This is a genomic window from Ignavibacteria bacterium (assembly GCA_041649015.1).
Lineage (GTDB): Bacteria > Bacteroidota > Ignavibacteria > Tepidaquicellales > Tepidaquicellaceae > CAIKZJ01.
This window is the reverse complement of record JBAZNU010000007.1, coordinates 133891-157691: the sequence shown is the minus strand read 5'-3', so window position 1 is coordinate 157691 and position 23801 is coordinate 133891. Positions and strand designations below refer to the sequence as shown.

The 23801-nt window shown below is 34.1% G+C and carries 18 protein-coding genes and 1 tRNA gene; 7 read left to right on the top strand and 12 right to left on the bottom strand.

Annotated features, from left to right (window positions below; genetic code table 11):
- Positions 1-128: 128 nt before the first annotated feature.
- Complete coding sequence (locus WC644_11755) at positions 129-1346, top strand: phosphoglycerate kinase (protein MFA5012611.1); 1218 nt, start codon at positions 129-131, stop codon at positions 1344-1346.
- A gap of 67 nt (positions 1347-1413) precedes the next feature.
- Here WC644_11755 and WC644_11750 read toward each other — a convergent pair whose 3' ends face one another.
- The 9 genes from WC644_11750 to WC644_11710 form a co-directional block, all read right to left on the bottom strand.
- On the bottom strand, positions 1414-2838 hold the full coding sequence (locus tag WC644_11750; protein MFA5012610.1) for a bifunctional UDP-3-O-[3-hydroxymyristoyl] N-acetylglucosamine deacetylase/3-hydroxyacyl-ACP dehydratase: 1425 nt from the start codon (positions 2836-2838) through the stop codon (positions 1414-1416).
- A 2-nt stretch (positions 2839-2840) separates the two neighbouring features.
- Positions 2841-3857, bottom strand: a complete 1017-nt coding sequence (gene lpxD / locus WC644_11745; protein ID MFA5012609.1) for a UDP-3-O-(3-hydroxymyristoyl)glucosamine N-acyltransferase — start codon at positions 3855-3857, stop codon at positions 2841-2843.
- Entirely contained in the window at positions 3854-4393 is a 540-nt protein-coding gene (locus tag WC644_11740) for an OmpH family outer membrane protein (GenBank protein MFA5012608.1), read from the bottom strand. Before WC644_11740 ends, lpxD begins: the two co-directional genes overlap by 4 nt.
- 23 nt (positions 4394-4416) lie before the next feature.
- A complete protein-coding gene (locus tag WC644_11735) occupies positions 4417-4980 on the bottom strand; it encodes an OmpH family outer membrane protein (GenBank protein ID MFA5012607.1) in 564 nt (187 codons plus the stop codon).
- Between the two features lie 55 nt (positions 4981-5035).
- Positions 5036-7399 carry an outer membrane protein assembly factor BamA gene (bamA, locus tag WC644_11730; protein MFA5012606.1) on the bottom strand — a complete coding sequence of 788 codons (2364 nt, stop codon included), beginning with the start codon at positions 7397-7399 and terminating at the stop codon, positions 5036-5038.
- Positions 7400-7411: 12 nt separating this feature from the next.
- Positions 7412-8182, bottom strand: coding sequence for an isoprenyl transferase (locus WC644_11725; protein MFA5012605.1), 771 nt, complete (start codon positions 8180-8182; stop codon positions 7412-7414).
- 24 nt (positions 8183-8206) lie between these two features.
- Entirely contained in the window at positions 8207-9208 is a 1002-nt protein-coding gene (gene trpS, locus WC644_11720) for a tryptophan--tRNA ligase (protein ID MFA5012604.1), read from the bottom strand.
- Positions 9195-9440, bottom strand: coding sequence for a septum formation initiator family protein (locus tag WC644_11715; protein ID MFA5012603.1), 246 nt, complete (start codon positions 9438-9440; stop codon positions 9195-9197). The genes trpS and WC644_11715 overlap by 14 nt, the downstream gene beginning before the upstream one ends.
- Positions 9441-9528: 88 nt before the next feature.
- Positions 9529-10551, bottom strand: coding sequence for a D-alanine--D-alanine ligase (locus WC644_11710; protein MFA5012602.1), 1023 nt, complete (start codon positions 10549-10551; stop codon positions 9529-9531).
- Positions 10552-10799: 248 nt separating this feature from the next.
- Here WC644_11710 and WC644_11705 point away from each other — a divergent pair, with 248 nt between their 5' ends.
- Together WC644_11705 and WC644_11700 are read left to right on the top strand one after the other, a co-directional pair.
- Complete coding sequence (locus WC644_11705) at positions 10800-13073, top strand: GH92 family glycosyl hydrolase (GenBank protein ID MFA5012601.1); 2274 nt, start codon at positions 10800-10802, stop codon at positions 13071-13073.
- Between the two features lie 22 nt (positions 13074-13095).
- Entirely contained in the window at positions 13096-13530 is a 435-nt protein-coding gene (locus WC644_11700) for a nucleoside deaminase (protein MFA5012600.1), read from the top strand.
- 73 nt (positions 13531-13603) lie between these two features.
- On the opposite strand, the gene WC644_11695 is transcribed toward WC644_11700, so the two are convergent.
- Both WC644_11695 and pheS read right to left on the bottom strand, forming a co-directional pair.
- Positions 13604-14254, bottom strand: a complete 651-nt coding sequence (locus WC644_11695; protein ID MFA5012599.1) for a peptidylprolyl isomerase — start codon at positions 14252-14254, stop codon at positions 13604-13606.
- A gap of 24 nt (positions 14255-14278) precedes the next feature.
- Positions 14279-15304, bottom strand: coding sequence for a phenylalanine--tRNA ligase subunit alpha (gene pheS / locus WC644_11690; protein ID MFA5012598.1), 1026 nt, complete (start codon positions 15302-15304; stop codon positions 14279-14281).
- A 213-nt stretch (positions 15305-15517) separates the two neighbouring features.
- On the opposite strand from pheS, the gene WC644_11685 reads away from it, so the two are divergent.
- Entirely contained in the window at positions 15518-18841 is a 3324-nt protein-coding gene (locus WC644_11685; GenBank protein ID MFA5012597.1) for an ATP-binding protein, read from the top strand.
- A gap of 290 nt (positions 18842-19131) precedes the next feature.
- Positions 19132-19204: transfer RNA gene (locus WC644_11680), tRNA-Pro, on the top strand.
- A 76-nt stretch (positions 19205-19280) separates the two neighbouring features.
- On the opposite strand, the gene WC644_11675 is transcribed toward WC644_11680, so the two are convergent.
- Entirely contained in the window at positions 19281-19958 is a 678-nt protein-coding gene (locus tag WC644_11675) for a hypothetical protein (GenBank protein MFA5012596.1), read from the bottom strand.
- 175 nt (positions 19959-20133) lie between these two features.
- On the opposite strand from WC644_11675, the gene WC644_11670 reads away from it, so the two are divergent.
- The gene (locus tag WC644_11670; protein MFA5012595.1) at positions 20134-22140 is read left to right on the top strand and encodes a helicase C-terminal domain-containing protein; all 2007 of its coding nucleotides are present in this window, start codon (positions 20134-20136) and stop codon (positions 22138-22140) included.
- 59 nt (positions 22141-22199) lie between these two features.
- Positions 22200-23762 carry a 16S rRNA (cytosine(967)-C(5))-methyltransferase RsmB gene (rsmB, locus tag WC644_11665; protein MFA5012594.1) on the top strand — a complete coding sequence of 521 codons (1563 nt, stop codon included), beginning with the start codon at positions 22200-22202 and terminating at the stop codon, positions 23760-23762.
- The last annotated feature ends 39 nt before the right edge of the window (positions 23763-23801 follow it).

Genomic DNA, 23801 nt, shown 5'->3' with positions numbered 1-23801 from the left:
TATAATAATGAATAAAAGGCACCAAATCAATTTGGTGCCTTTTTTGTTTATAGTAAATATTTTTTGCCTTTATTCTTTTACCATTTATAAATAATATTTCAACATTTATAAAACCAAAATAACACTGTATGGCTAAATTAACTTTAGATAACTTAATAGAAAGGAATCTGATCAAAGGGAAAAAAGTTCTCGTACGCGTAGATTTCAACGTTCCTCTTGATGAAAGCAGAAAAATAACCGACCCAAAAAGAATTAATGAAAGTTTGGCAACAATAAATGCGATTACTAAAAACGGAGGTAAATGCATTCTTATGAGCCACCTCGGAAGACCAAAAGGTGAAAAGAATCCTAAGTACTCACTAAACGTAGTTGCAGAATTCTTTGCATCAGTACTTGGCAAACCAGTTTTATTTTCAGATGATTGTATAGGACCTGATAACAAGATAGTAATAGATAATATGAAAGAAGGCGATATACTTTTGATTGAGAACCTTCGTTTCTATAAGGATGAAGAAAAGAACGTCCCTGAATTTGCAGAAAAACTTGCGTCTTTTGGTGACATATATGTCAACGATGCTTTTGGGACCGCTCACCGTGCACATGCCTCTACAGAAGGGATTACACACTTTATTAAACAATGTGCAGCAGGATATCTTATGGAAAAAGAACTAAAATATCTGGCATCAGCAATTGATAATCCTAAACGCCCACTCTGTGCTATTCTTGGGGGTTCAAAGATATCCGGTAAGATTGATGTACTTGATAATCTATTAAAGATTGCAGACAAGATACTCATAGGCGGAGGTATGATGTTCACATTCTACAAAGCCATGGGACTTGAAATCGGGAAATCTATCCTCGAAGAAGATAAAGTAGAGCTTGCCAAAGAAGTACTTGAAAAAGTAAAGACATCGGGTAAAGAATTTCTTCTCCCATCTGACATAGTAATTGCTGATAAATTCGATAACTCAGCAAAAACAAAAATTGTTGCATTCGATAAATTCTCTGACGATAATAAAGAATGGATGGGAATGGACATCGGACCGGAAACCATAGATAAATATAAGGAAGCTATATTAAACTCAAAAACTATAGTCTGGAACGGACCAATGGGTGTCTTTGAAATGGATAAGTTCGCTAATGGTACATTTGAAGTAGCAAATGCTCTAGCTGAAGCGACAAAGAATGGTGCTGTAACAATTATCGGAGGAGGTGATTCTGCTGCTGCAATAGCTAAAGCAGGTCTTGAAAAAGAAGTATCTCACGTTTCAACGGGCGGCGGAGCTTCGCTGGAATTCCTTGAAGGTAAGAAACTACCGGGAGTTGAAGCTCTTAGTGATATTTAAATACATACAAATTAATTTAATACTAAAATGAGAATCATTGATTCTCATTTTAGTATATTAATATTTTCTAATTTTCAATTTTTGGTTTATCAACCAGAGCTACAGAAAACTCACCCTCAGCGGCAAGTTCTCCTCCCACAAAACTTTTGAAGGCTTTTCCCTTTAATTTACAAAATCCTCTTCTGTATGATAGGATTTCCATCTCAAAGATAAGTTGATCACCAGGAATAACCTGCTTCTTAAATTTCACATTATCCATTGATGTAAAAAATGCGAGTTTACCATCAATATCATCCATAGTATGCATTAGCAATACACCTCCGCACTGTGCCATTGCTTCTACAATAAGCACTCCTGGCATAATCGGTTTAACAGGAAAATGTCCAGCAAAAAAAGGTTCGTTAAAAGTAACATTCTTTAACCCGACAATTTTATTATTCTCTGCATCTAAATCAAGAATTCTGTCAATAAGAAGAAAAGGATATCTATGAGGAAGTATTTTCATAATTGCTTCAATATCAAGCACACCATTCGAAGACTTTAGCATTTGAAATTTCTTCACCCTTTTGTTCTGTAAATATAATTTACGAAGCATTTTTGTAAACTCCACGTTAGCTTTATGACCGGGACGTGCAGCTAATATTTGTCCCTTAATCGGAGCACCGATTAATGCAAGATCGCCTATCATGTCAAGTATCTTGTGCCTTGCGGGTTCATTCTTGAACCTTAAATGGGTATCATTTAATATCCCAGATTTACCTATGGTTATTTTAGGATCAAGATTGAGTTTCTTCTTGATCTTTACAAATTCATCATCCGTAAATTCTTTGTCAACAATTACGACTGCATTATCAATCGATCCGCCTTTTATAAGATTATTGTCAACAAGCATTTCAATTTCTTTAAGAAAACAGAATGTTCTCGCAGGTGCAAATTCTTTCTCGAATTCTTCTTTCAGATTAAACAATCCTGAATGTTGAGAACCAAGTGCGGGATTCAAGAAATCAATCATTACAGTAATTCTGAAGTCGTTTTTAAGAGGCAAAGCAACAATATCAACAAAACCATCATCTGTATGGTAATGAACTGTATCCTCAATTACAAGATAATCCCTGTCGGCATCCTGCTCTATTATTCCTGCATTATGAAGTGTTTTAACGTAATCTTTTGCACTTCCATCCATAACCGGAGGTTCATTAGTATCAAGTTCAACGATAATATTATCAATCTCGCATCCCATAATTGCGGAGAGAACATGTTCCACAGTATGAATTTCTACCCCTTCTTTAGCAATCGTTGTGCCTCTTGAAATATCAATAACATGATCTATGTCTGCAGGAATCTCCGGTGAATTTTCGAGATCAATTCTCTTAAACTTTATTCCGTAATTTTCAGGAGCCGGTTTAAATGTCATCTTTGATTTATTGCCGGTATGCAGACCAACTCCGGATAAGGATGCACTATTTTGAATAGTTCTTTGTTTTATCAGCATTTCTATTTATTCTTATCTTCTAATTTTTTGATTCGCTCTTTTAATTTTGGTATTTCTTTAATGTTTACTTCATCTTTTAATGCTTCCCTCATTGGCTTACTTCTGTATCCTGTATAAACACCCGGTTGTGTAATAGATTTGGCTACACCAACTGAGGCACCGATTATTACATCATCACAAATTGTCAAGTGTCCGACAATTCCGGCCTGACCTCCTATCATGCATCTTTTCCCTATCTTGGTTGAACCTGCTATACCAACCTGCGCTGCAATAACAGTATCTTCGTCAATTTCAACATTATGAGCAATCTGTATTTGGTTATCAAGCTTAACACCTCTGCGTAGAATCGTTTCGCCGATTGTAGCTCTGTCAATAGTGCAGTTGCTTCCTATTTCAACTTCATCTTCAATTTTTACGATACCGCTTTGCAATATTTTCTTAAACGTTCCTTTATCATCTTTCGCAAATCCAAATCCGTCGCTTCCTACAACTGTTCCAGAATGAACTGTTACATTGTTTCCTAATATACTACCGTTATAAATAGAAACGTTACTTTCTATTACACAATTATTTCCAATTACAACATCAAATCCGATTGAAACATTAGAATGTATTTCGGTATTTTCCCCTATTACAGTATTTACACCAATCTTAACGAAATCATCTATGTAAACATCTTTACCAACAACGACTCCTTCTGCAATTACACTACTCGAAGAGATCCCAACGTTTTTAATTCTCTTAACTTCAAATAATTCTAACAGTTTTACGAAAGCGAAGTACGGATCTTTAACTTTAAGTATAGATATATCATCCCTGTTTGTTGGAAATACAAAATCCTTTGATACAATAATAGCACCAGCTTTTGTTGTTTTGTAATGTCTCTTATACAAAGGATTTGAGATAAAAGTTATTTGATCAATACTTGATGTTTCAATCTTACCGGGTCCTCGTATCTCAAGTTCAGGATTTCCTGTTAAATCTGCGCCAATTATATTTGCAATTTCAGATAACTTCACTGGTCTTTACCTTCAACAATTCTTTGAACTTTGACTGTCACATCATATTTTTCATTGACGTATAATAACAACAAATCGCTGTTCCTGTCAAAAACATAATCGAAATCCTCTTTCTTTGCAACCGTTTCAATAGCTTTAAATATTCTATCCTGAACTGGCTTCATGAACTCTATCTGCTTTTGAAAATACTCCCCTCCTTCACCAAACTTCTGCACTTTAAAATTCGATGCATTAGTTTCAAGATCTTTTATTGTTTTCTCATACTGCTGTTTCAACTGTTCCGAGAGTATTAACTTTTTCTTTTCAAATTCATCTTTTGTGTTTTTGAGACTATCATTTAGATCATTCAGCTGTTTCTGCCATTCCTGAACAAGGTTATCGAGCTTTAGCTTTGCATCTTTTGCTTCCTGCATGTTATCTATAATCTTTTTCGAGTCAATATATCCGACTTTTGTCTGAGAATAAGACATGCCCGTACTAACAAGAAGGACGAATAAAATAAAAACTAAAGCGGTTCTGATATTAATTAATTTCAATTTAAGGAACATAATATTTAAAATTACTTTAATTTATCAAGGACCTTGAATGTTATATCATATTCTTTATCACCGTATATCAGGGTACCATCAGCCTTATCAAATACGAAATTGATTTTCAATTCTTTTGCTACATTTTCAATTGCTTTGGTTATCTTTTCCTTAATCGGTTTGAACATCTCGTTCTGCTTTTGCAAAAGCTCTTCCTGAACTTTTTGTTTATAAATCGTTAATGCCTCATCCTCATCCTGTAGACTCTTTTGAAGTCCTTGCATTTCTTCATTTAGTTTTTTAAGATCTGCTTCAGACTTTACCTGTCCTGATTCAACTGATTTCTGAGCTTCTTCATATCTTGTCTTAAAAGATTCTGCATTCGTCTTGAGATCTTTTTCCTTAGCCTGAACTGTATCAATGTATAGTTTTTTAAGGCTTTCAAGTTCTGCAAGTACTTTTTGCGATTCTGGAAGCTGTTTTAATATCACTTCACTATCTACATAACCGACTTTTATATTCTGAGCGATGGCAACACCCGTAAAAGTAATAAACACGAATAATAAAGCTGCTAACTTTAAATGATTCTTTTTCAAAAAATTTCTCCTTGGATAATTTAATTTATTAATAAAAATTTAAAACTCTTTATAACTAAAATCCTCTTCCGAACTGGAAGTGGAATAAAAGACTTGGGTTTTCTCCGTCAACTGATTTTCTATCGAATCCGTAACCGAAGTCAAATCCTATCAATCCCACTGCTGGAAGCATCAGTCTTGTACCAAAGCCAACAGATCTTTTTAATTCAAACGGATCAACTTTAGCAAAATCAGACCAAACATTACCAGCTTCAGCAAATGCCAGAACAAATATTGGGAACGGATCTAATGAAAGCGGATATCGAATTTCTACGCCGTATTTAAGAGAAACTTTTCCTCCGATTGAATTACCGACAGAATTGCGCGGACCGACAGCTCTGTCTTCGTATCCTCTTAAAGGTATCGTGTTATAAGCTAGACCATTACCCCCCATATAGAACAATTCAGTTGGAGGTAGGTATTTGTCATCGCTTAGTGGATTAACATAATAAAAATTAAATGTAGAATACAAAACCAGCTTAGTATTTCTTATTAAGGGAGTATAAGTTTCTGCAGTGAAAATATTTTTTAAGAATTCTGTATTACCCGGAAGAAATGGTCCGCCTGACAATTCTGTTGTGTTTGAAAACTTAGTACCGTTTAAAGGATATACAGGATCAAAAACTGTAGATCTCGAAATAATTTGTCTTAAACTGAACTGATTTCTGCGACCCGTCTGGTAATAGCCCCCTCCGTCAAGAACGTTCGTTTCCTGATATTTCACTGCCCAGTCACCACGGAAGAAGTCATCAGGCCATTTAAACCTTCTTCCAATATTAACTATTCCACCAGTTTCTTGTACGTCATAAGTATATCTTGTTCTGGAATCAAATACATTGAAGCCGAGTAAAGTAGGTGTGTTTAAAAACCACGGCTCTGTAAGCCCAATCGAAAATGTTCTATAAGTCCCTGCTTCGCCGAACTGCCATGAGAAGTTAAGTGCTTGACCTCCTCCACCCGAAAATGGTTCCATTATATCAAAGTTATTGAAAGTCAGACCTAAGGCGCCTGTTATGCCAAATGAACCGCTATATCCAATAGATGCGTTAAACTGATCAGATGACCTTTCTGCAACGATGTATTTTATGTTTACTGTTGAATCATTTGCAAGACTAATATCCTGATTTAATTTTTCAGGGTTGAAATAGTTTAGTGCATTAAGCTGCTGCATACTTCTTTTAACATTTCCCCTGTTGAAAAACTCGCCCGGTATTGTATATAGTTCTCGTCGAAGTACTTTGTCCTTAGTCTTGTCATTACCTTCAAAGCTTATAAGACCAAGTTTGTACTGATTATTTTCTGTAATTTTAATGTTTATGTCAACCCTATCAAGCCCCACTGTCTTATCGCTCACGTCAGCTTGAAAACCGAGGTAACCATTATCAAGGTATAATGAACTCACATCGGTTTCTGCTTCATTACCATAAAGATTTTGAGAGAACTTTTTCATATTATAAACATCACCTTTTTTCATATCCAGTCTAAGAAGAAGGGCATCATCCGTATAAATTTTATTTCCCTCGATAGTAATATTATTAATTTTAAATTTTCTTCCTTCCCTGACTCTAATAATAAGAAAAACATCTTCCTTATCGGGTGAAAGTTTAAAATCTGAGTCTACAACTTCTGCATCTTTATAACCAAGTTCTTTGTAGTATTCAACTACTAATTTTTTATCTTCTTCCAACTTTTCCTTGTCAAATCCAGCACCTTCCCAAAATTTCCACCATACTTTCTCAGATGTGTTTTCTAAAGCTTTATACAAATCATCATCAGAAACATCCACATTACCCTCAAATTCGATTTTCCTTACTGTAAGCTTTTTCCCCTCATTTATTTTAATTCTTATTCTTGCCTCATTGTTAGCTGATATTAGCTTGTCAATTTTTATTTCCGCCAATGCAAATCCATCTTCGGCATAATTTAGACCTAAATTATACTCAACATCTTTTAATTTCTGCTCTGACACGACTTCACCTGCATTTAAACCTATTTTTTCTTTTACTTCAGATTCGGAAAAATGATCATTGCCAATTATTTCAATATTTTCTATTCGTGGAAGTTCTTCAACCTCAAAGACTAAATAGGCATCTCTACCAAATTTTTTATCTACATTCAATGCAACATTCGAAAACAATCCGAGTTTCCACAATCTTCTAATTGCTTCACGAGTTTCATCAGAAGGGATTGCAATTTCCATATTTTCTTTAAGACCTGAGTAAGCAATTATCGTTCTTGAATCGTATACATTGTTTCCTCTAACCGAGATGTTTGCAATCTTATAAGTTGTTTCAAAGTTCTGAGAATATAATTTGATATTAAATGCTGTAAATATTGCGATAATCGCAAAAAGATATAAATATTTGTTAATTCTTGTCATTTCTAATTTAAATTACTTTTTAATTTGTTCACTTACCATTCCAAATCTTCTTTCTCTTTTCTGATATACTTCAATAGCTTTATAAAGACTTTCTCTCCTGAACTGTGGCCAAAATATATTATCAATATAAATTTCTGTGTAAGCGAGCTGCCATAGAAGAAAATTACTGATTCTGTACTCTCCTCCCGTTCTGATCATCAAATCAGGATCCGGAATATTCTTTGTTACTAAATAATCCGAAAAGAGCTTTTCATCAATATCTTCCTTGTTAATTTTTCCTGATTTACAATCATTAAAAAGATCTTTTATTGCATTTAAAATATCCCACCTACCACTGTAGCTAAGAGCTAGATTTAAAGTCATCTTTTTATTGTTCTTAGTCTTCTCCATTGCATCTTTTAGCTCTTCGTACACCTTTTCCGGTAGTTTATCAAGATTTCCAGATGCAATAAGTTTTATGTTATTTTTATGTAGCCTGTCCGCTTCATCCCTTAATCCTTTAATAAGAAGTTTCATTAGTATGGTAACTTCCGATTTAGGCCGTTTCCAGTTTTCAGTTGAAAATGTGTATAATGTTAAGAATTTTACTCCAAGCTGTCCGCAAGCTTCAACTATATCTCTAACCGAGTTAACGCCCTCCCTATGTCCAAAAGCCCTTGTATAACCAAGGCCTTTAGCCCATCTTCCGTTTCCATCCATAATGATTGCTATATGTTTGGGGATTTCACCGTTTTCTTTTAAACGATCTTGTTTAGCTTTATCTTTTTTGTCTGATGATAACAATTTTGCTATTAAATTTATTTTATTTTAACCTAACTTCATGGATCTTCGGACTTCCTGCATCGTATTTTCTGCTATTAATCGTGCTTTTCTTTCGCCTTCTATTAATACTTCAAGTACACTGTTTTTGTTCTTTTCAAGAACAATTCTTTTTTCTCTGAGTGGCAGAAAATAATCTGAAATAGCTCTTGAAACTTTCATTTTGCAATCAAAACAACCCAAAGCTCCGGTCTTGCACCCAGTCCTTATTTCAGATATTTCCGATGGGTTGAATTTCCTATGGTAAGTATAAACAAGACAAATATCCGGATTGCCTTTATCTCCTTTTCTAAGCTTATTTGGATCGGTAAACGCCTTTTTCATCTTTGATTTTATGGAATCTTCATTATCTGAAAGCAATATTGTATTATTCAGAGACTTACTCATTTTTGCTTTACCGTCTAAACCGGGAAGTCTTGCAAATTGAGTAACTTTCGGTTCAGGTATAGGAAATATTGAATTGCCGTCTGAATTTTTGAAATTCTCATTAAAATTGCTTGCAATTTGTCTTGTAATTTCCACATGAGGTACTTGATCTTCACCGACCGGCACAACATCACCCTTATACAGCAAAATATCAGCGGCCTGCAGTACCGGATATCCAAGATGACCATAAGCAATTGTCTGCAAGTTTAAATCTTTTATTTGTTCTTTTAAAGTCGGATTCTTCTCCAACCTTGCCTTAGTAATCAGCATAGAGAATATCAGAAATAATTCAGTATGTTGTTTAACTTGTGATTGCCTGAAAATAGGAGATTTTTCAGGATCGATACCTGATGCTATCCAATCTATTGCCATTTCAATTGAATCATCAAATACATCAGCTGTATTTAGACTCGTTGTAAGTGTATGATAATCAGCAATTAAATGATAATTCTTATAATAATTCTGAAGCTCAACCCAATTTTCAAGCGCACCGACATAATGTCCTATGTGCAGTTTACCTGAGGGTCTCATTCCAGATAGTATTGTTTTCTTATTTTGTGTCATTGGTATCTTGTTCAACTTTGTATATTATTTCGCCCTCTTTGGACATAAAATACCTTTCTCTTGCTATTTTCTCAATCATATCATTTGAATTAGTCAAAGAATCAATAACCTTTCTAAGTGAATCCTGTTCTTGTTTTTTCTCGGTAACTTGCTTATCTATACTCTGCTTATCTTTTTGAAACTTCATCTTAGTTAATATTCCTTTATCAGAAAAGATTATATAAATAATCATAAATAGGCCAACTGATATAAATAAAGTGATTAACTTATTATATTTAATAAACCTTAATACACTGATGAAAATATTGTCATCATTCTTTCTAATCATATTTTCTAAAAGATGAATCTATTAGCTTCTTTATCAGATTATTAAAATCCATTTTCATTGCTTTAGCAGCCATCGGAACAAGAGACAGTTCTGTCATACCCGGAAGAGTATTGACTTCTAAACAATAAAGATCTTTTTCTTCTGTTAACAAAAAATCGACCCTAGCATACACTCTACAATTCAAAGCATTGTACGCTATTAATGCCAGATTTTTTGCTTTATCTGCAACTTCTTCCGGAATAACAGCAGGACAAACGTATGTTGACATACCCTTAGAATACTTATGCTCATAATCATAAAAACCTTTATGAGGTACAATCTCTATGACCGGATATGGTTCACCATCAATAATTGAAACGGTTAACTCCCTTCCTTTAATGTATCTTTCAAGAAGTACTTTTTCAGAGTACGTAAAAGCTGTTTTAATTCCAGAAAAAAACTCTTTGACATTTTTAGCAATAGTAAGCCCTACAGTACTACCTTCATCATTTGGTTTAATAACAATCGGATTTCCTAATAGATTAATGCAATCATTATATTTAACATTATTTTCGCTATAAAGAGCCAACCAGTCAGGAGTAAGAATATTATTCTTTTCAAATACCAATTTCGATAAATCTTTATCCATCGCAACAGCCGAAGATTGTATTCCTGAACCTGTATATTTTAGACCTTTTAACTCGAGCAGAGTCTGTATCTTACCGTCTTCTCCAAATTTTCCGTGCAAACCAATAAAGACCAAATCGATATCATTAAATAACTCAGAATTTATACAGTCAATTAATTTATGCGAACTTTCTTTTTGTAATTTCCTTATTTTCTCTAGAGTTGGATACTCTTTCGACACTTTATCCTTAAAAACTAAATCCTCATCAATCATAGTATCTCCGTATATCGGATCTATCACAACAACATTATGCCCTAATTCTCTCAATCCTTTAAGAATTCCTCTGCCCGACGATAAAGAAACTTCACGTTCTGATGATAAACCGCCTGTTAATAAAGCTATTTTCATGTATTTTTAAGTGTAACACTTAATATAATCAATATAAAATTGTGATAAAATAATGAAATTCTAATAAATTTTATACTTTAATTGACCGAATTCTGAAAAAATATAAATATTATTAACTTTAATAATTACATGAAAAAACAAAATAAAGAAATAATGCACAAATTATATACTTTTAAATAACATTCTTAATTCTGAACTTTATGTAAAAATCAGTAAAAATTTTTAATTAGATTAAACATTAGTTGAATATGTTAAAACAATTAATACTTTTGTTAATTTTTGGAATACCTTCATGTAGTTTATATTCTCAAACTGGTAATTCGAAATACGTGAATGTATTTATAGGAACTGGATCGATTGATAATCATAGTCTATCCGGAAGTAATTTCCCAGGTGCTGTTTATCCATTTGGATTAGTCCAATTAAGTCCCGATACAAGAGAAAATCCTGAAGATCCCTGCAGCGGATATGATTACAATGATAACACTATAGTTGGTTTCAGCCATACGCATCTCAATGGAACTGGGGTAGCGGATTTATTTGATTTTCTATTTATGCCGTATTATGGAGAATTGATGTGGGAACCCGGGAATGATTCAGTAAGAGGGTACGGTTCAACATATAAACATACTAATGAGGCAGGAACACCGGGATATTATAGTGTAGTTCTTGACAACGGAATCAAAAGTGAGTTTACGGTAACTGCACATTGTGGAATGCATAAATACACTTTTCCTGAAAAGAAACCGTATAACCTTATTGTTGATTTGTTTCACTCTATGGATAAAAAGAGACCATACTGGTCGTGTAATATAATTTCTTCACAATTACGAATCATTGACAACAAAACCATAGAAGGTTATAGAATTATAACAGGCTGGGCAAGGCTTCGGAAGGTTTATTTCAGAGCAGAATTTTCAAGAGCTTTTACCGAAAGTGTAATTAAAGCAGGGAATAACATATACGAAAATGTAAAATTTGGAAATGGTTCAAATTTAAAGCTCAATCTTATTTTTAACAATGACAATTCAGAGCCTCTATTTGTTAAAATCGGACTATCTTCGGTAAATCTTGAAGGAGCTCGCAAGAACCTGATCACCGAAATAATAGATTTTAATTTTGACAAAATAAAGGTTGATGCTAAAACCGCTTGGGACAAAGAACTTTCTTGCATTGATATTGAAGGAACGCAAAATCAAAAAACTATTTTCTATACAGGATTATATCATGCTTTCATTCAACCAAATAATATTGCTGATGTTGATAGTAATTATTTAAATCATAACTTTGAAATTGCGAAGGCATCTGATGGATTTCATTATAGTACGTTTTCACTGTGGGATACTTATAGAGCAGCACATCCTTTATACACAATTGTTCAAAGAAAGAGAAGTGCTGATTTTATAAATTCTATGCTCAGACAATACCGTGATTATGGCTACCTTCCTATTTGGCAACTATGGGGTGAGGAGACATATTGTATGATTGGAAATCATGCAATACCTGTGATTGTTGACGCATACTTCAAAGGAATTGAAGAAGTTGACTGGGATTATGCATATGATGCTATAAGAGCTTCTTCAACTACCCCTCATAAAAATTCTCCATTTAATATGCTAAATGAATACGGATTTTTCCCCGAAAATTTACAAACACAATCCGTTTCTATAACTCTTGAAATAGCTTATAACGACTGGTGTATCTCTCAAATGGCACAATCTCTTGGAAGAATTGATGATTACAAATTCTTTTTAAATCGTTCGAAAAGTTATTATAATCTTTTTGATAAATCAATTGGATTCTTTCGAGCTAAAGACAATAAAGGGAACTGGATTGAACCATTTGATCCTCTAAAATACGGAGGTAACGGCGGTTATCCTTTCACGGAAGGAAACGGTTGGCAGTACTTGTGGTATGTACCACATGATGTTTATAAATTTATTGACCTTTTAGGCGGAGAAAGAGAAGTCTCTCAAAAACTTGATAAATTTTTTACATTAGATGCAAGACCTGAAGATGTTAACGGTAATGCCTCCGGATTTATTGGACAATATGCTCACGGCAATGAACCAAGTCAGCATATAATTTATATGTATAATTTTGTTAATGAGCCATGGAAAGCACAATATTATAGTGCAAAAGTTATGAACGACCAGTATACTGTTTTGCCATCAGGATATTCGGGTAATGAAGATTGCGGACAAATATCAGCTTGGTACATAATGAGTTCAATGGGATTCTATCCACTTAATCCGGCAAACGGTATTTACTGTATTGGTTCACCCCAGCTTGAAAAAGCAGTTATTAATTTGTATAATGGAAACAAATTCACGATAAAAACTATAAATACCAAGAAAGACAATATATATATTCAAAGTGCAATGCTTAATGGTAAAGAATACTTGAAAAGCTACATCACTCACAAAGATATAACGGATGGAGGGACTCTGGAATTTACTATGGGTAATCATCCTAATAAAAACTGGGGTAAAACAAAGATACCTGAAGAAATAATAAACTAATTTTCATAAAAAATCAAATACTATGGATGAATTCATGTTAGCTGCTATAGAAGAAGCTAAAAAGGGACTTTCTGAAGGCGGCATTCCAATTGGCTCTGTTCTTGTAAAGAATGGAAAAATTATTGGCAGAGGTCACAATCAGCGTGTACAAAAAGGAAGCCCAACACTACATGCTGAAATAGATTGTCTTGAGAATGCCGGAAGAGTAGGAAGTTACAAAGACACAGTACTTTATTCAACATTAATGCCCTGTTATCTTTGCTCAGGAGCGGTTGTACAGTTTGGTATTAAAAAAGTAATTGTTGGTGAATCGAAGACATTTCCAGGCGGACCTGAGTTTATGCGCGCCCATGGTGTTGATGTCATTGACCTTGAAAGCGATGAATGCATAAAGCTTATGTCAGAATTCATAGAATCAAATCCCAGACTCTGGAACGAAGATATTGGAGAACTCTGATAAGATTAATTTTAAAAAATAAATCCCCGGGTATATAGCCGGGGACTAAAAATTAGATTATACAATTCATAAATTAATCTTCGACCATATATACTTTTGACATTTTAACTTCAGTCACAGGTCTGTCTTGAGCACCAGTTTTTGTTTTACCGATTTTTTCTACTACATCCATACCTTCAACAACTTCACCAAAAATTGCATGTTTTCCGTCAAGATGCGGTGTTGGTGCAAGTGTAATAAAGAACTGTGAAGTTCCCGTATTAGGACCTGCATTAGCCATTGAGAAAATCCCCTTTTTGCTATGCTTCAAACCAGGACCGAATTCATCAGGAATAGTTTTCCCCGAGCCACCACGTCCGGTACCTGACGGATCACCACCCTGAATCATGAAACCGTCAATGACTCTGTGGAAAATAATCCCGTCGTAGAATCCTTTTTCAACGAGGTTTCTGAAATTATCTGTTGTAATAGGTGCTTTATCACTATAAAGCTTCATTTTAAAATTACCCATTGTTGTTTCAAATTTTACGTAATCCATTTTTTTGGTATCCCCTTTCTTAACAGTATCTGCTGATTCTGTTTTTATACTATCTTTTTTTACTTCTGTTTGAGTCGTCTGGCTTTTCTGTGTATCAGTTTTCTTTACTTCTTCAGTTTTATTACAGCCAATAACGACAACGGAAACAAACAAGATTCCGATAATGACAGCAAAAAGATTTTTCATTTGATTTACTCCTGTATTTAATAATTAGAATTGCTTTAAAAATCTAATATCATTTTCGTAAAACATTCTGATATCCGGGACACCATGCCTAATCATAAGCGTCCTTTCAATACCCATTCCAAAAGCAAAGCCTGTAAATTCTTCAGGGTCATAGCCAACATTTTCAAATACATTAGGGTCAACCATACCACAACCAAGAATTTCGAGCCACCCTGTATATTTACAAATCCTGCAACCCTTCCCTTTACACAAATAACATTCAACGTCCATTTCCGCAGAGGGTTCTGTGAATGGAAAGTAACTAGGTCTTAGCCTTGTTTTAAGATCTTTGCCAAAAAATTCCTTAGCAAAGAAATCAAGTGTTCCTTTAAGTTCTCTGAATGTCACGTCTTTATCAACGTATAATCCCTCGACTTGATGAAACATAGATAATGATCTTGCACTAATAGCTTCATTTCTGTAACATTTCCCCGGGATAACTACTCTCAGGGGAGGTTTTTGTGATTTCATTATATGAACTTGAGCCGGTGATGTCTGAGTTCTTAATAAGTAACACTTGTCTTTACCATCACTTTTTAGATAAAATGTGTCTTGCATGTCTCTTGAAGGATGGTAGTCTGGAGTATTCAGTGCATCAAAATTATGGTATTCGTCCTCAATTTCATAACCATCAGCAACTTTGAATCCTATGCTCTTGAAAATATTAGTAATATCCTCTAATGCTTGAGAGATCAGGTGTTTTGAACCAATATTAAACGTCCTACCGGGCAGAGTATTATCTATAAAATTTTCAGATTTTGATTTGGTATTCTGTATTTGTTCATACTTTTCATCAAAAAGAGTCTGAGCAATTGATTTCAGTTCGTTTAAAGCCTTGCCTACTGCACCCTTCTGTGTTTTATCGACATTTTTAAAATCCTCAAAAAGATCGTTAAGTAAACCTTTTCTGCTAAGATATTTCAACCTAAAACTTTCGAGAGATTCTGAATCTATTATTTGCTTACCATATTCAGTGATGTCTTTCTTAATATTTTCGATTTTTTCTATCATATTTTATTATATATCATATAATTTAGTTGAATTATTATAAAATTTATATGATAAAAGGACAATTGTTAGTAAATTTGACCGGCTGAATATGCCAACTTATAATTCACAAATATAGGTATTATCTTAAGTTATGTAGTATTGCACTTTTATTTTAGAACTGATAGATTATTTTGTTACAAAGATTACCCACAAAACAATAGCAGGTTTAAAATAATGAATTTATTGTCTGAAGAAATATCTCTTAACATTTATGAGGAAATTAATTCAGTTGTAAACGATAAATCATTGCTACTCGATAAAGTCATTGCCTTAAAAAGAACATATAAACGTATCTTTTCAGAATTAACTAATAAAGAAGATATATTTTTTTATGGTCTTCAAGCTCGTATTGAATATGTATGTTCAGTTCACGAGATTGAGCAAACAGTTTGCGATAGAATAAACAGAATAAGAAATTTCATTTACAGAGTAATCAATAAGAAAATTGAATTCAAGAAAGGTGATTTGTTAGCGTTAGTAAGCGAGCTTTCGTTATTAACGTTTGAATTTTCTAATACACCGGTTCCTGATGCGTTAGGAATAATTATTGAAAAACACACTCCCGTTATTAAGCCCAAAGATATTGAAACAACAGAAGAGTATTTGGATTCAATTAAATGTGTTGTCTTAAGTATATCTCATCTTAATACAGAAGAAGCAGGTAAGGATAATTTTTCAATGCTATGCGATAGTATAGACGAAGATTTTCGTTTCTCATTACGGATATACAGTTTTCATTTTGATGATTTCAAGATACTGTACAAGAATCTAAAACGGTATCAAACACTGAGGATACTGAGAATAAAATCATATAATAAAGAAAAACATTTTTACACCTCAACAAACACATCACAAATAGTGATTGACCCTGACTTTTTGATTGAAGCATCAGAAATCGCAGAATGTTTTTTGAGTTACTCTTCAAATCCGAATATATACTTTGTAAGAAAACTTATTCCACACATAATCGGTGAAGGAGCATTTAAAGGTACATTAGTAAATGGATTGATGGATAAGCTTATACTAAATGCAGATATAAATCCTGCAAAAGCATTATTGGAGCTCATTAAGGAGAGTCCCCTGAAAGCCTGTTCTATTGGGGCAGAGGGTATAAATAATATAATTAATGAAGTACTTAGTGTTCATTACCCTAATCTTCTAAAAATATTTAAGGAACGCAAACACAGTCAGATAAAAATCGAACCTTCATTTCTTTCGCCCATTTACGGAATAAGCGGAAGACTTGATGCACTAATAATTCCCGAAAAGAATGCGGGACACAAAAATGTCTTTGAACTTAAGAGCGGTAAACCTCCAGCAAACAACAGCATTTGGCCAAACAACAAGATGCAGCTTGTTTGTTACAATCTTTTGATGAAATCTACTTTTGGAAATGACAGGAAGGGTACGACATCTGTTCTTTATTCTTCGGCAAAGCAATCTCCATTTAGAGCTGTTGCAATAAGCCCCAATGATGAGAAAAAAGTATTATCAATACGAAACAGTATTGTTAACGAAATATTCAGACTTCAGGAAAATAAATTCGATATACTTTATAAATTTCTTCATGCGGACATAGGTATAACACCAGTATTTAGCAAGAACGATATTATAGAATTTTCTAATTTATTGAAGAATGCAAACAGCCTTGAATCGAAATACTATCGTTACAATCTTGCTTTTGCACTAAGGGAATTCATATCTTCGAAAATAGGAAGCAACCGTTTCTCAGATTACAGCCGAAATGGTTTCTCGTCACTATGGCTCGACACAATAGAGGAAAAAGAAAGAGATTATAATGTTATCAATAACTTAAAGTTAATTCAATATAAAGTTGATGATACAATAGAATTTACACTACCTAATTTAACCGAGCATAACTTCAGGGAGGGTGATTTTATAATCCTATACAAGAAAACAAATGATGAAATCAATCCGTTAAGTACAGAATTATTCCGAGGAAAGATTAAATCTATTAGCAGTCATACTATTACGGCAGAGCTTCATAACAAACAGCTTGACCAGAGCTATTATTCATCAGGCAGCTTATGGATTATAGAACATGATGTTGTTGAATCGAATGTTTGGGGAGCGATACAATCTCTGTATGATTTTCTCAGAGCACCAAATACAAGAAAGGAACTGCTACTCGGGGTAAGAGAACCGCAATTTGAGAATATTCACTACATAAATGATGAGAATCTGAGTGAGGATCAGAATGATAATATTAGAAAAGCGGTATGTTCAAAAGACTATTTTTTACTTCAGGGACCTCCAGGATCCGGAAAGACATCTACAGCACTAATTAGCATAGTGAGAAATCTTGTGAAAATGTACAAACCGTTTGATAAAAAAATTGTAATACTTGCTTTTACTAACAGAGCTGTAGATGAGATTTGCATTAAGCTGAACGAAAGTGAAATTAGTTTTTTAAAGATTGGCGGTAAATCTGTTTCTGAAAGTTACGATATAAGTTCATCATTAACGGTTAGAAATCTTGATAAAATAAGAGAAGTAATATCAGAAAAGGATGTATATGTATCAACCGTTTCTTCATTTTATGGGAAAATGTATGACCTTAAAGAAATAGTAGATCTGGATACAGTAATTATTGATGAGGCATCTCAACTTACAGATTATACAATAGCAGGTACATTGTGCAATTTTAAGAAGTTTATAATGATAGGAGATCAAAACCAGCTACCAGCGGTTATTACACAAAGCAATGAAACATGTGAAGTTAAAGATATTGACTTAAACAAAGCTGGGATAAGGAACTTCGGTCAATCACTTTTTGAAAGATTATACTTAAGGTGTAAAGAAAAGGGATGGGACAAAGCTTATGGTATGCTTCAAACACACTACAGGCTGCACAAGGATATATCTGCATTAATTAATAATGTATATTTAAATAAGTTAAGAACAGGAAGTGAAGAGCAGGTTTCTGAATTTATAATTTTTAATGCAAATTCGGTAGATGAAATAGAAAAGCTTCTATCGAAATCGAGACTGATTTTCATTGATTGTGATTATGAGAAAGCATCGAAAATAAATTTAAGTGAAGCTATTGCTGCGAATAAATTATTAGAGACAATAAAAAGAGTTTACGGAGAAGAGTTTACGGAGAGGACGGTAGGGATTGTAACACCATGGCGAGCGCAGATTGCTTTAATAAGAAAACAGATTAAAGATAATTATATAAGAGATGCGGTAAATATTGATACTGTAGAGCGATTTCAAGGATCGGAGCGCGACATAATAATAAATTCGTTTGCGGTACATAATACGTACCAGCTTAGGAATCTTGAATCTTTTAATTCAGAGGGTATAGACAGAAAACTTCTTGTTTCGATATCCAGGGGTAGCAAACAGTTAATAATGCTCGGTAACAGCAAGGTTCTTGATAACGGGAGATATTATAAGAATATAATAGATCACATTAAAGAAGAAGGATTATTTATAAATCAGAGGCAGAGAAAGAAAGTATTTGGAATCTGAGTTAATCAATATCTGTTCTTAGACTAATGTTTTAATTCTCTGTACAGTACAATAAATTGAGAAGACAATATAAAACCTGCTCATCGAATGTTATTATAATTAAACCACAATATTAAAGAAAAATCGGAAACGCTGGGGCATAGAGCGTGTGTTTGGAGTTTTTTTAAACCAGAGGGTTCAATGTAAATAATTGTCGTGTACATATGTTTTAAATAGGTTTTAATTAGAATTGTGTGTTTTCTGCTTATTTTTGTTTCCGAAATGATTATATTTAATGTTATAATAAAAATCGGGATGTGGCGCAGTTGGTAGCGCACCTCGCTTGGGACGAGGGGGCCGCTGGTTCGAGTCCAGTCATCCCGACTACTCTTCTACTAAAACTCATATTTTGCTAAAAAGCTTTTCAAATTTCACAGATTAACATTCTTTCATAACAGAATTATTTCTTTAAGTTAAATACGAATGAAAATGAAGCAGAGCACAGAGGTTTAGATTGTTCGGAATTTGAGAGAGCAAAAAACAGCACTGCTTTTGTATACTTTTCAATGATTCTTTTATGATTTTTAAGCGGAAAAGAAACTTCGGACACTGTTGAAGCAGCCACTACATTAGGAACGACAGAACTTAGAGAAAGTGATGCTATATTTAATTTACTAACCGGCTTTGACAATGAAATTACCAAACAAGCATTGAATTTCTTACCAGAATATATTGCAGAATCATCTGATAAGGAAAAGCTAACGATAGCATTTTGTGTATTAAGAACAGCATTCAGGTTGATTAAGCCGAATCCATCCGGAGTAATAATATTATGCTTCGAAATCTGATTATCCCGGACAAGTTTTATGTTTTCGCTTATGATTTTATTATAACCACTCTTCGCAGTATTACGAGACTTACGCCAAATGAAATTGAGGTCCGGTATCTTGTTCACTGCGGAAGCATATTTCAAGACAGCAGAGAACCGCTTACGATTATTAACGCATTCGGGAGATTTGCTAATTTTGTTTGTGCCGATATGAGAGGCAATAATTACTTTCCCATCGACAATTCTAAACACGAGATCTCCCACTTTACCGCTGGCTTTACCAAGTACGGTTTTTACAAGTCTTCCCATACACTTTTTTCCATAATAATAATCAAGTTAATACATATTTGCAACACAATTATGCGCACTTTATGCGCACTTTATGCGCACTTTGTGCGTACTTTCAATTATTTCATTTATTAGTTTTGATTTAAAATCGAGCTTTTGAACTGTTAAAATTGAGAGGATTCTATATTTTGGAGCGATGAGGTTTAATAAAAAAATTGACATAAAGTCGGAAGTATTTGAATTTTTTAAAGAAGATGGTATATTGAGGAATCATTTTCCTGAGTACGAATACAGAGACTCGCAATTGAAAATGGCATTAAGCATTGCAGATACACTTGAGAACAAAAGGCATATATTTGTGGAAGCGCCGACCGGCATAGGCAAGAGTCTTGCGTATTTAGTACCAGCAATTTATTATGCTAAGAAGTACGGGAAAAAGGCTCTCATATCAACTAATACGATTAACTTACAGGAACAGCTTATCAGTAAAGACATACCATTGTTAAAGAAAGTATTCAAGTTTGAATTTGAGGCAACGATATTAAAAGGAAAATCAAATTATGTATGTCCTAACAGACTTCAGAAAGCATACGAAAGTTCTAATGCTTTATTTGAGAGTAATCAGATACAAACACTTGAAAAGATTCAGAGTTGGGCACAACATACAAAGGATGGTACTTTATCCGATATAAGTTTTGAAATAGATAAAGAGGTTTGGCAGAGCGTTTGTGCGGAAGTACATATTTGCAATAATAAGACATGCGGAGATATTGAACATACATCATGTTTCTATCAGAAAGCGAAGCATCGAGTATTAAAAGCAGATGTAGTAATTCTTAACCATTATTTATACTTCACACTTTTTGGCATATCACCTGCAGAGCAATCAAAAGGTTATTTATATGTAAATGATTTTGTAATATTCGATGAGGGTCATACGATGGAGGAAACAGCCTCAGAGATGCTTGTACCAAGGGTTTCGAGGGATATGCTGCGATTCCATCTGTTACGACTTTACAATGACAAGAAACGCAGGGGATTTTTAACAAAATTTCCTGCATTACATATGCTTCCTATTGTGCAAAACCTTTTAGATATAAATCAAACATTTTTTTACGAGTTGAGAAGGAAAATATTCAGAAGAGAGTTCGATAAATTTGATAAACTTGCAAAGAGAGTACGGGAAGAAGGGATAATAAAGAATTATCTGGAAAATGAGCTGAAGAAACTTATTATACATTTAAAGGATTTAAAGAAATTTGCCAAAGAAGATCTGATTGTAAATGAGATTTCAGATTATATTATTAAATTTGCAGGGATTAATGAGATTATAAATGATTTTATATTTTTAAAGAACAAGGAATATGTTTACTGGGTAGAACTTTCTTCTCACAAGACGGAATCAAATATTACACTATGTGCTTCACCTTTGAATATATCAGAATATTTAAGGAAATATTTGTTTAAAGAAAATAATTCGGCAATAATTACAAGTGCAACTTTAACGATTGATAACAGTTTTGATTACTATAAGAGCCGTTTAGGTGCGGAGACGGCTGATGACATAAAACTGCCGACACAGTTTGATTTTTACAGACAAGTTAAAATAATAATACCGAACGACAGAAATTTAATACCTCAACAGGGATCGAATCAACGGTACATTGATGCGTTAACAAAATGGATAGAGAAACTTACTGATATGACGAAGGGTAAAGCCCTTGTACTCTTCACAAACAGTATGCTTATGAAGACAGTGGGGAGCAATCTTAGGGATAATTTTGAAACAAAGGGAATCGAATTGTTTATACAGGGGGATGGGCTATCTAGAAATATTTTAATTGAGAAATTCAGGAGCGATATAGATTCGGTTTTATTCGGGCTTGACAGTTTCTGGTTAGGTGTAGACGTACCGGGAGAGTCTTTGAGCAATTTAATTATCACAAAACTACCCTTCACTGTACCGGACCATCCTTTAATTCAGGCAAGGATGGAATACATAGATGCAAAAGGCGGAAACAGTTTCATGGAATACTCGTTACCAGAGGCGATACTTAAATTCAAGCAAGGTGCGGGGAGGCTAATACGCAACAAGACTGATGAGGGAATAATTGCAATACTTGATAACAGAATACTTTCGAAAACATACGGCAAATATTTTTATAATGCGCTTGAAGAATGTCCCGTTGAGATTATTACATAGAAATTACCAAGTTTATTAACAAACTGCATTTAATCTATAAATCGATTTAAGTATCTTTTATGATGAACGATAATAATAACAGTAATAATACTTCAAGCACTCATTCGGAAGATAAGAAAGAAGAGATTCAGAAAGAGAATATTCCGGAAGAATCAATACTGGCATCGCTTGATGACGAGCCATTAACAAATGAAGAAGCGATTGATGTAATAACTCCGCTTGAGAATCCAGATCCAAACTTTCCATATTATCATAATGTAGATAAAAGGGTATTCAATAATGCACGTGCTTTAGCAGTAAAGATTGTTGTAAGATGCGAACGGTCGGATGCATATCTTGACAAACTTATTGATTTTGAGATAAGACACAGCGATTTGAACGATCTTGACAAAGCCCTGCTGAACGAGCTAACACACGGAGTAATCCGCTGGTTAAGAAGGCTTGACTGGTTTCTGAACGGTTTTTACAGAGGGCAATATGAGAAATGCCTTTCCGACGTAAAGAATGCGATGAGGGTTGCATTATACCAAATACTCTTTTTAAACAAGATACCCTATTCAGCGGCAGTAAACGAGGCAGTTGAATTCATAAAGAAACTCCGCGGAGACAAGCATGCGGGTGTTGTTAACGGGCTTTTAAGGACCATTATACGTACGCTTGATAACCTTGTATGGCCAACGAGAGAAATCGACGAAGTTAACTATCTTGGGATAATTCAATCGCATCCAAACTGGATGGTGAGAAGATGGGTCAAGAGATTTGGTTTTGATGAGGCTGAAAAACTGTGCGAAGCAAACAATCAGAGAGCGTCATTAACATTAAGAGTTAACAAGAATAAAATTTCTACGGAGGAGTTTGAGAAATACCTTGAAAGCAAGAACATTCCGAGTAAAAGAGGAAAGTATCTTGATTACTTTTTAAAGGTAAGGATGATGTCGAAAATATATAATGACGAATACTTTCAAAAAGGCTTCTTCAACATACAGGATGAAAGTGCGGGAATGATGTCAGTGCTGCTAAGTCCGAAAGAAGACGATTTGGTATTAGATGTATGTGCAGCACCGGGCGGAAAAAGTTCGCACATTTCGGAATTGATGAGCGGACGCGGACGTATACTATCGATTGATAAATATCTGACAAAAGTTGATATGATGAAGAAGAATTTTGAGAGGATGGATATGAAAAACGTTTTAGCGTTTCATGAAGATATTATGCAGCCAAAGACAGAGATGCTGAGGGAAAAGATTATAGGAAAGGTTGACAAAGTATTAGTTGATGCACCATGTACGGGATTTGGTGTTATATCAAAGAAGCCAGACATTAAATGGAAAAGAGTAACCGGCGATATACTGAAGCTTCAAGAAATACAACTGGAAATTCTTGAAAGAGCTTCAGAATATGTAAAATCAGGCGGAGTGATGGTATACAGCACATGTACGACGGAGCCAGAGGAGAATGAGGTTGTTATAGAAAAATTTTTAGAGAAACACACCGACTTCGAAGTTGATAATGCACATAATTATTTAAACGCGGAAGTTGTTAATGAGAAAGGATACGTTGAAGTGTTTCCTCACAAACATTCGATTGACGGTGCATTCGGGGCGAGGATAGTCAGGAAATAGTTTATCGGAAAAGCAAAAGCCCTCGCTATGCAAGGGCTT

Coding starts and splice junctions, on each gene's coding strand:
- WC644_11750 (MFA5012610.1), bottom strand. CDS start 2,838: ATGCTGATAAAACAAAGAACTATTCAAAATAGTGCATCCTTATCCGGA.
- pheS (MFA5012598.1), bottom strand. CDS start 15,304: ATGATAGAAAAAATCGAAAATATTAAGAAAGACATCACTGAATATGGT.
- WC644_11675 (MFA5012596.1), bottom strand. CDS start 19,958: ATGGGAAGACTTGTAAAAACCGTACTTGGTAAAGCCAGCGGTAAAGTG.
- WC644_11685 (MFA5012597.1), top strand. CDS start 15,518: ATGAATTTATTGTCTGAAGAAATATCTCTTAACATTTATGAGGAAATT.
- WC644_11755 (MFA5012611.1), top strand. CDS start 129: ATGGCTAAATTAACTTTAGATAACTTAATAGAAAGGAATCTGATCAAA.
- WC644_11710 (MFA5012602.1), bottom strand. CDS start 10,551: ATGAAAATAGCTTTATTAACAGGCGGTTTATCATCAGAACGTGAAGTT.
- WC644_11715 (MFA5012603.1), bottom strand. CDS start 9,440: ATGATTATTTATATAATCTTTTCTGATAAAGGAATATTAACTAAGATG.
- rsmB (MFA5012594.1), top strand. CDS start 22,200: ATGATGAACGATAATAATAACAGTAATAATACTTCAAGCACTCATTCG.
- WC644_11700 (MFA5012600.1), top strand. CDS start 13,096: ATGGATGAATTCATGTTAGCTGCTATAGAAGAAGCTAAAAAGGGACTT.
- WC644_11705 (MFA5012601.1), top strand. CDS start 10,800: ATGTTAAAACAATTAATACTTTTGTTAATTTTTGGAATACCTTCATGT.
- trpS (MFA5012604.1), bottom strand. CDS start 9,208: ATGACACAAAATAAGAAAACAATACTATCTGGAATGAGACCCTCAGGT.
- WC644_11695 (MFA5012599.1), bottom strand. CDS start 14,254: ATGAAAAATCTTTTTGCTGTCATTATCGGAATCTTGTTTGTTTCCGTT.
- WC644_11670 (MFA5012595.1), top strand. CDS start 20,134: ATGAGGTTTAATAAAAAAATTGACATAAAGTCGGAAGTATTTGAATTT.
- bamA (MFA5012606.1), bottom strand. CDS start 7,399: ATGACAAGAATTAACAAATATTTATATCTTTTTGCGATTATCGCAATA.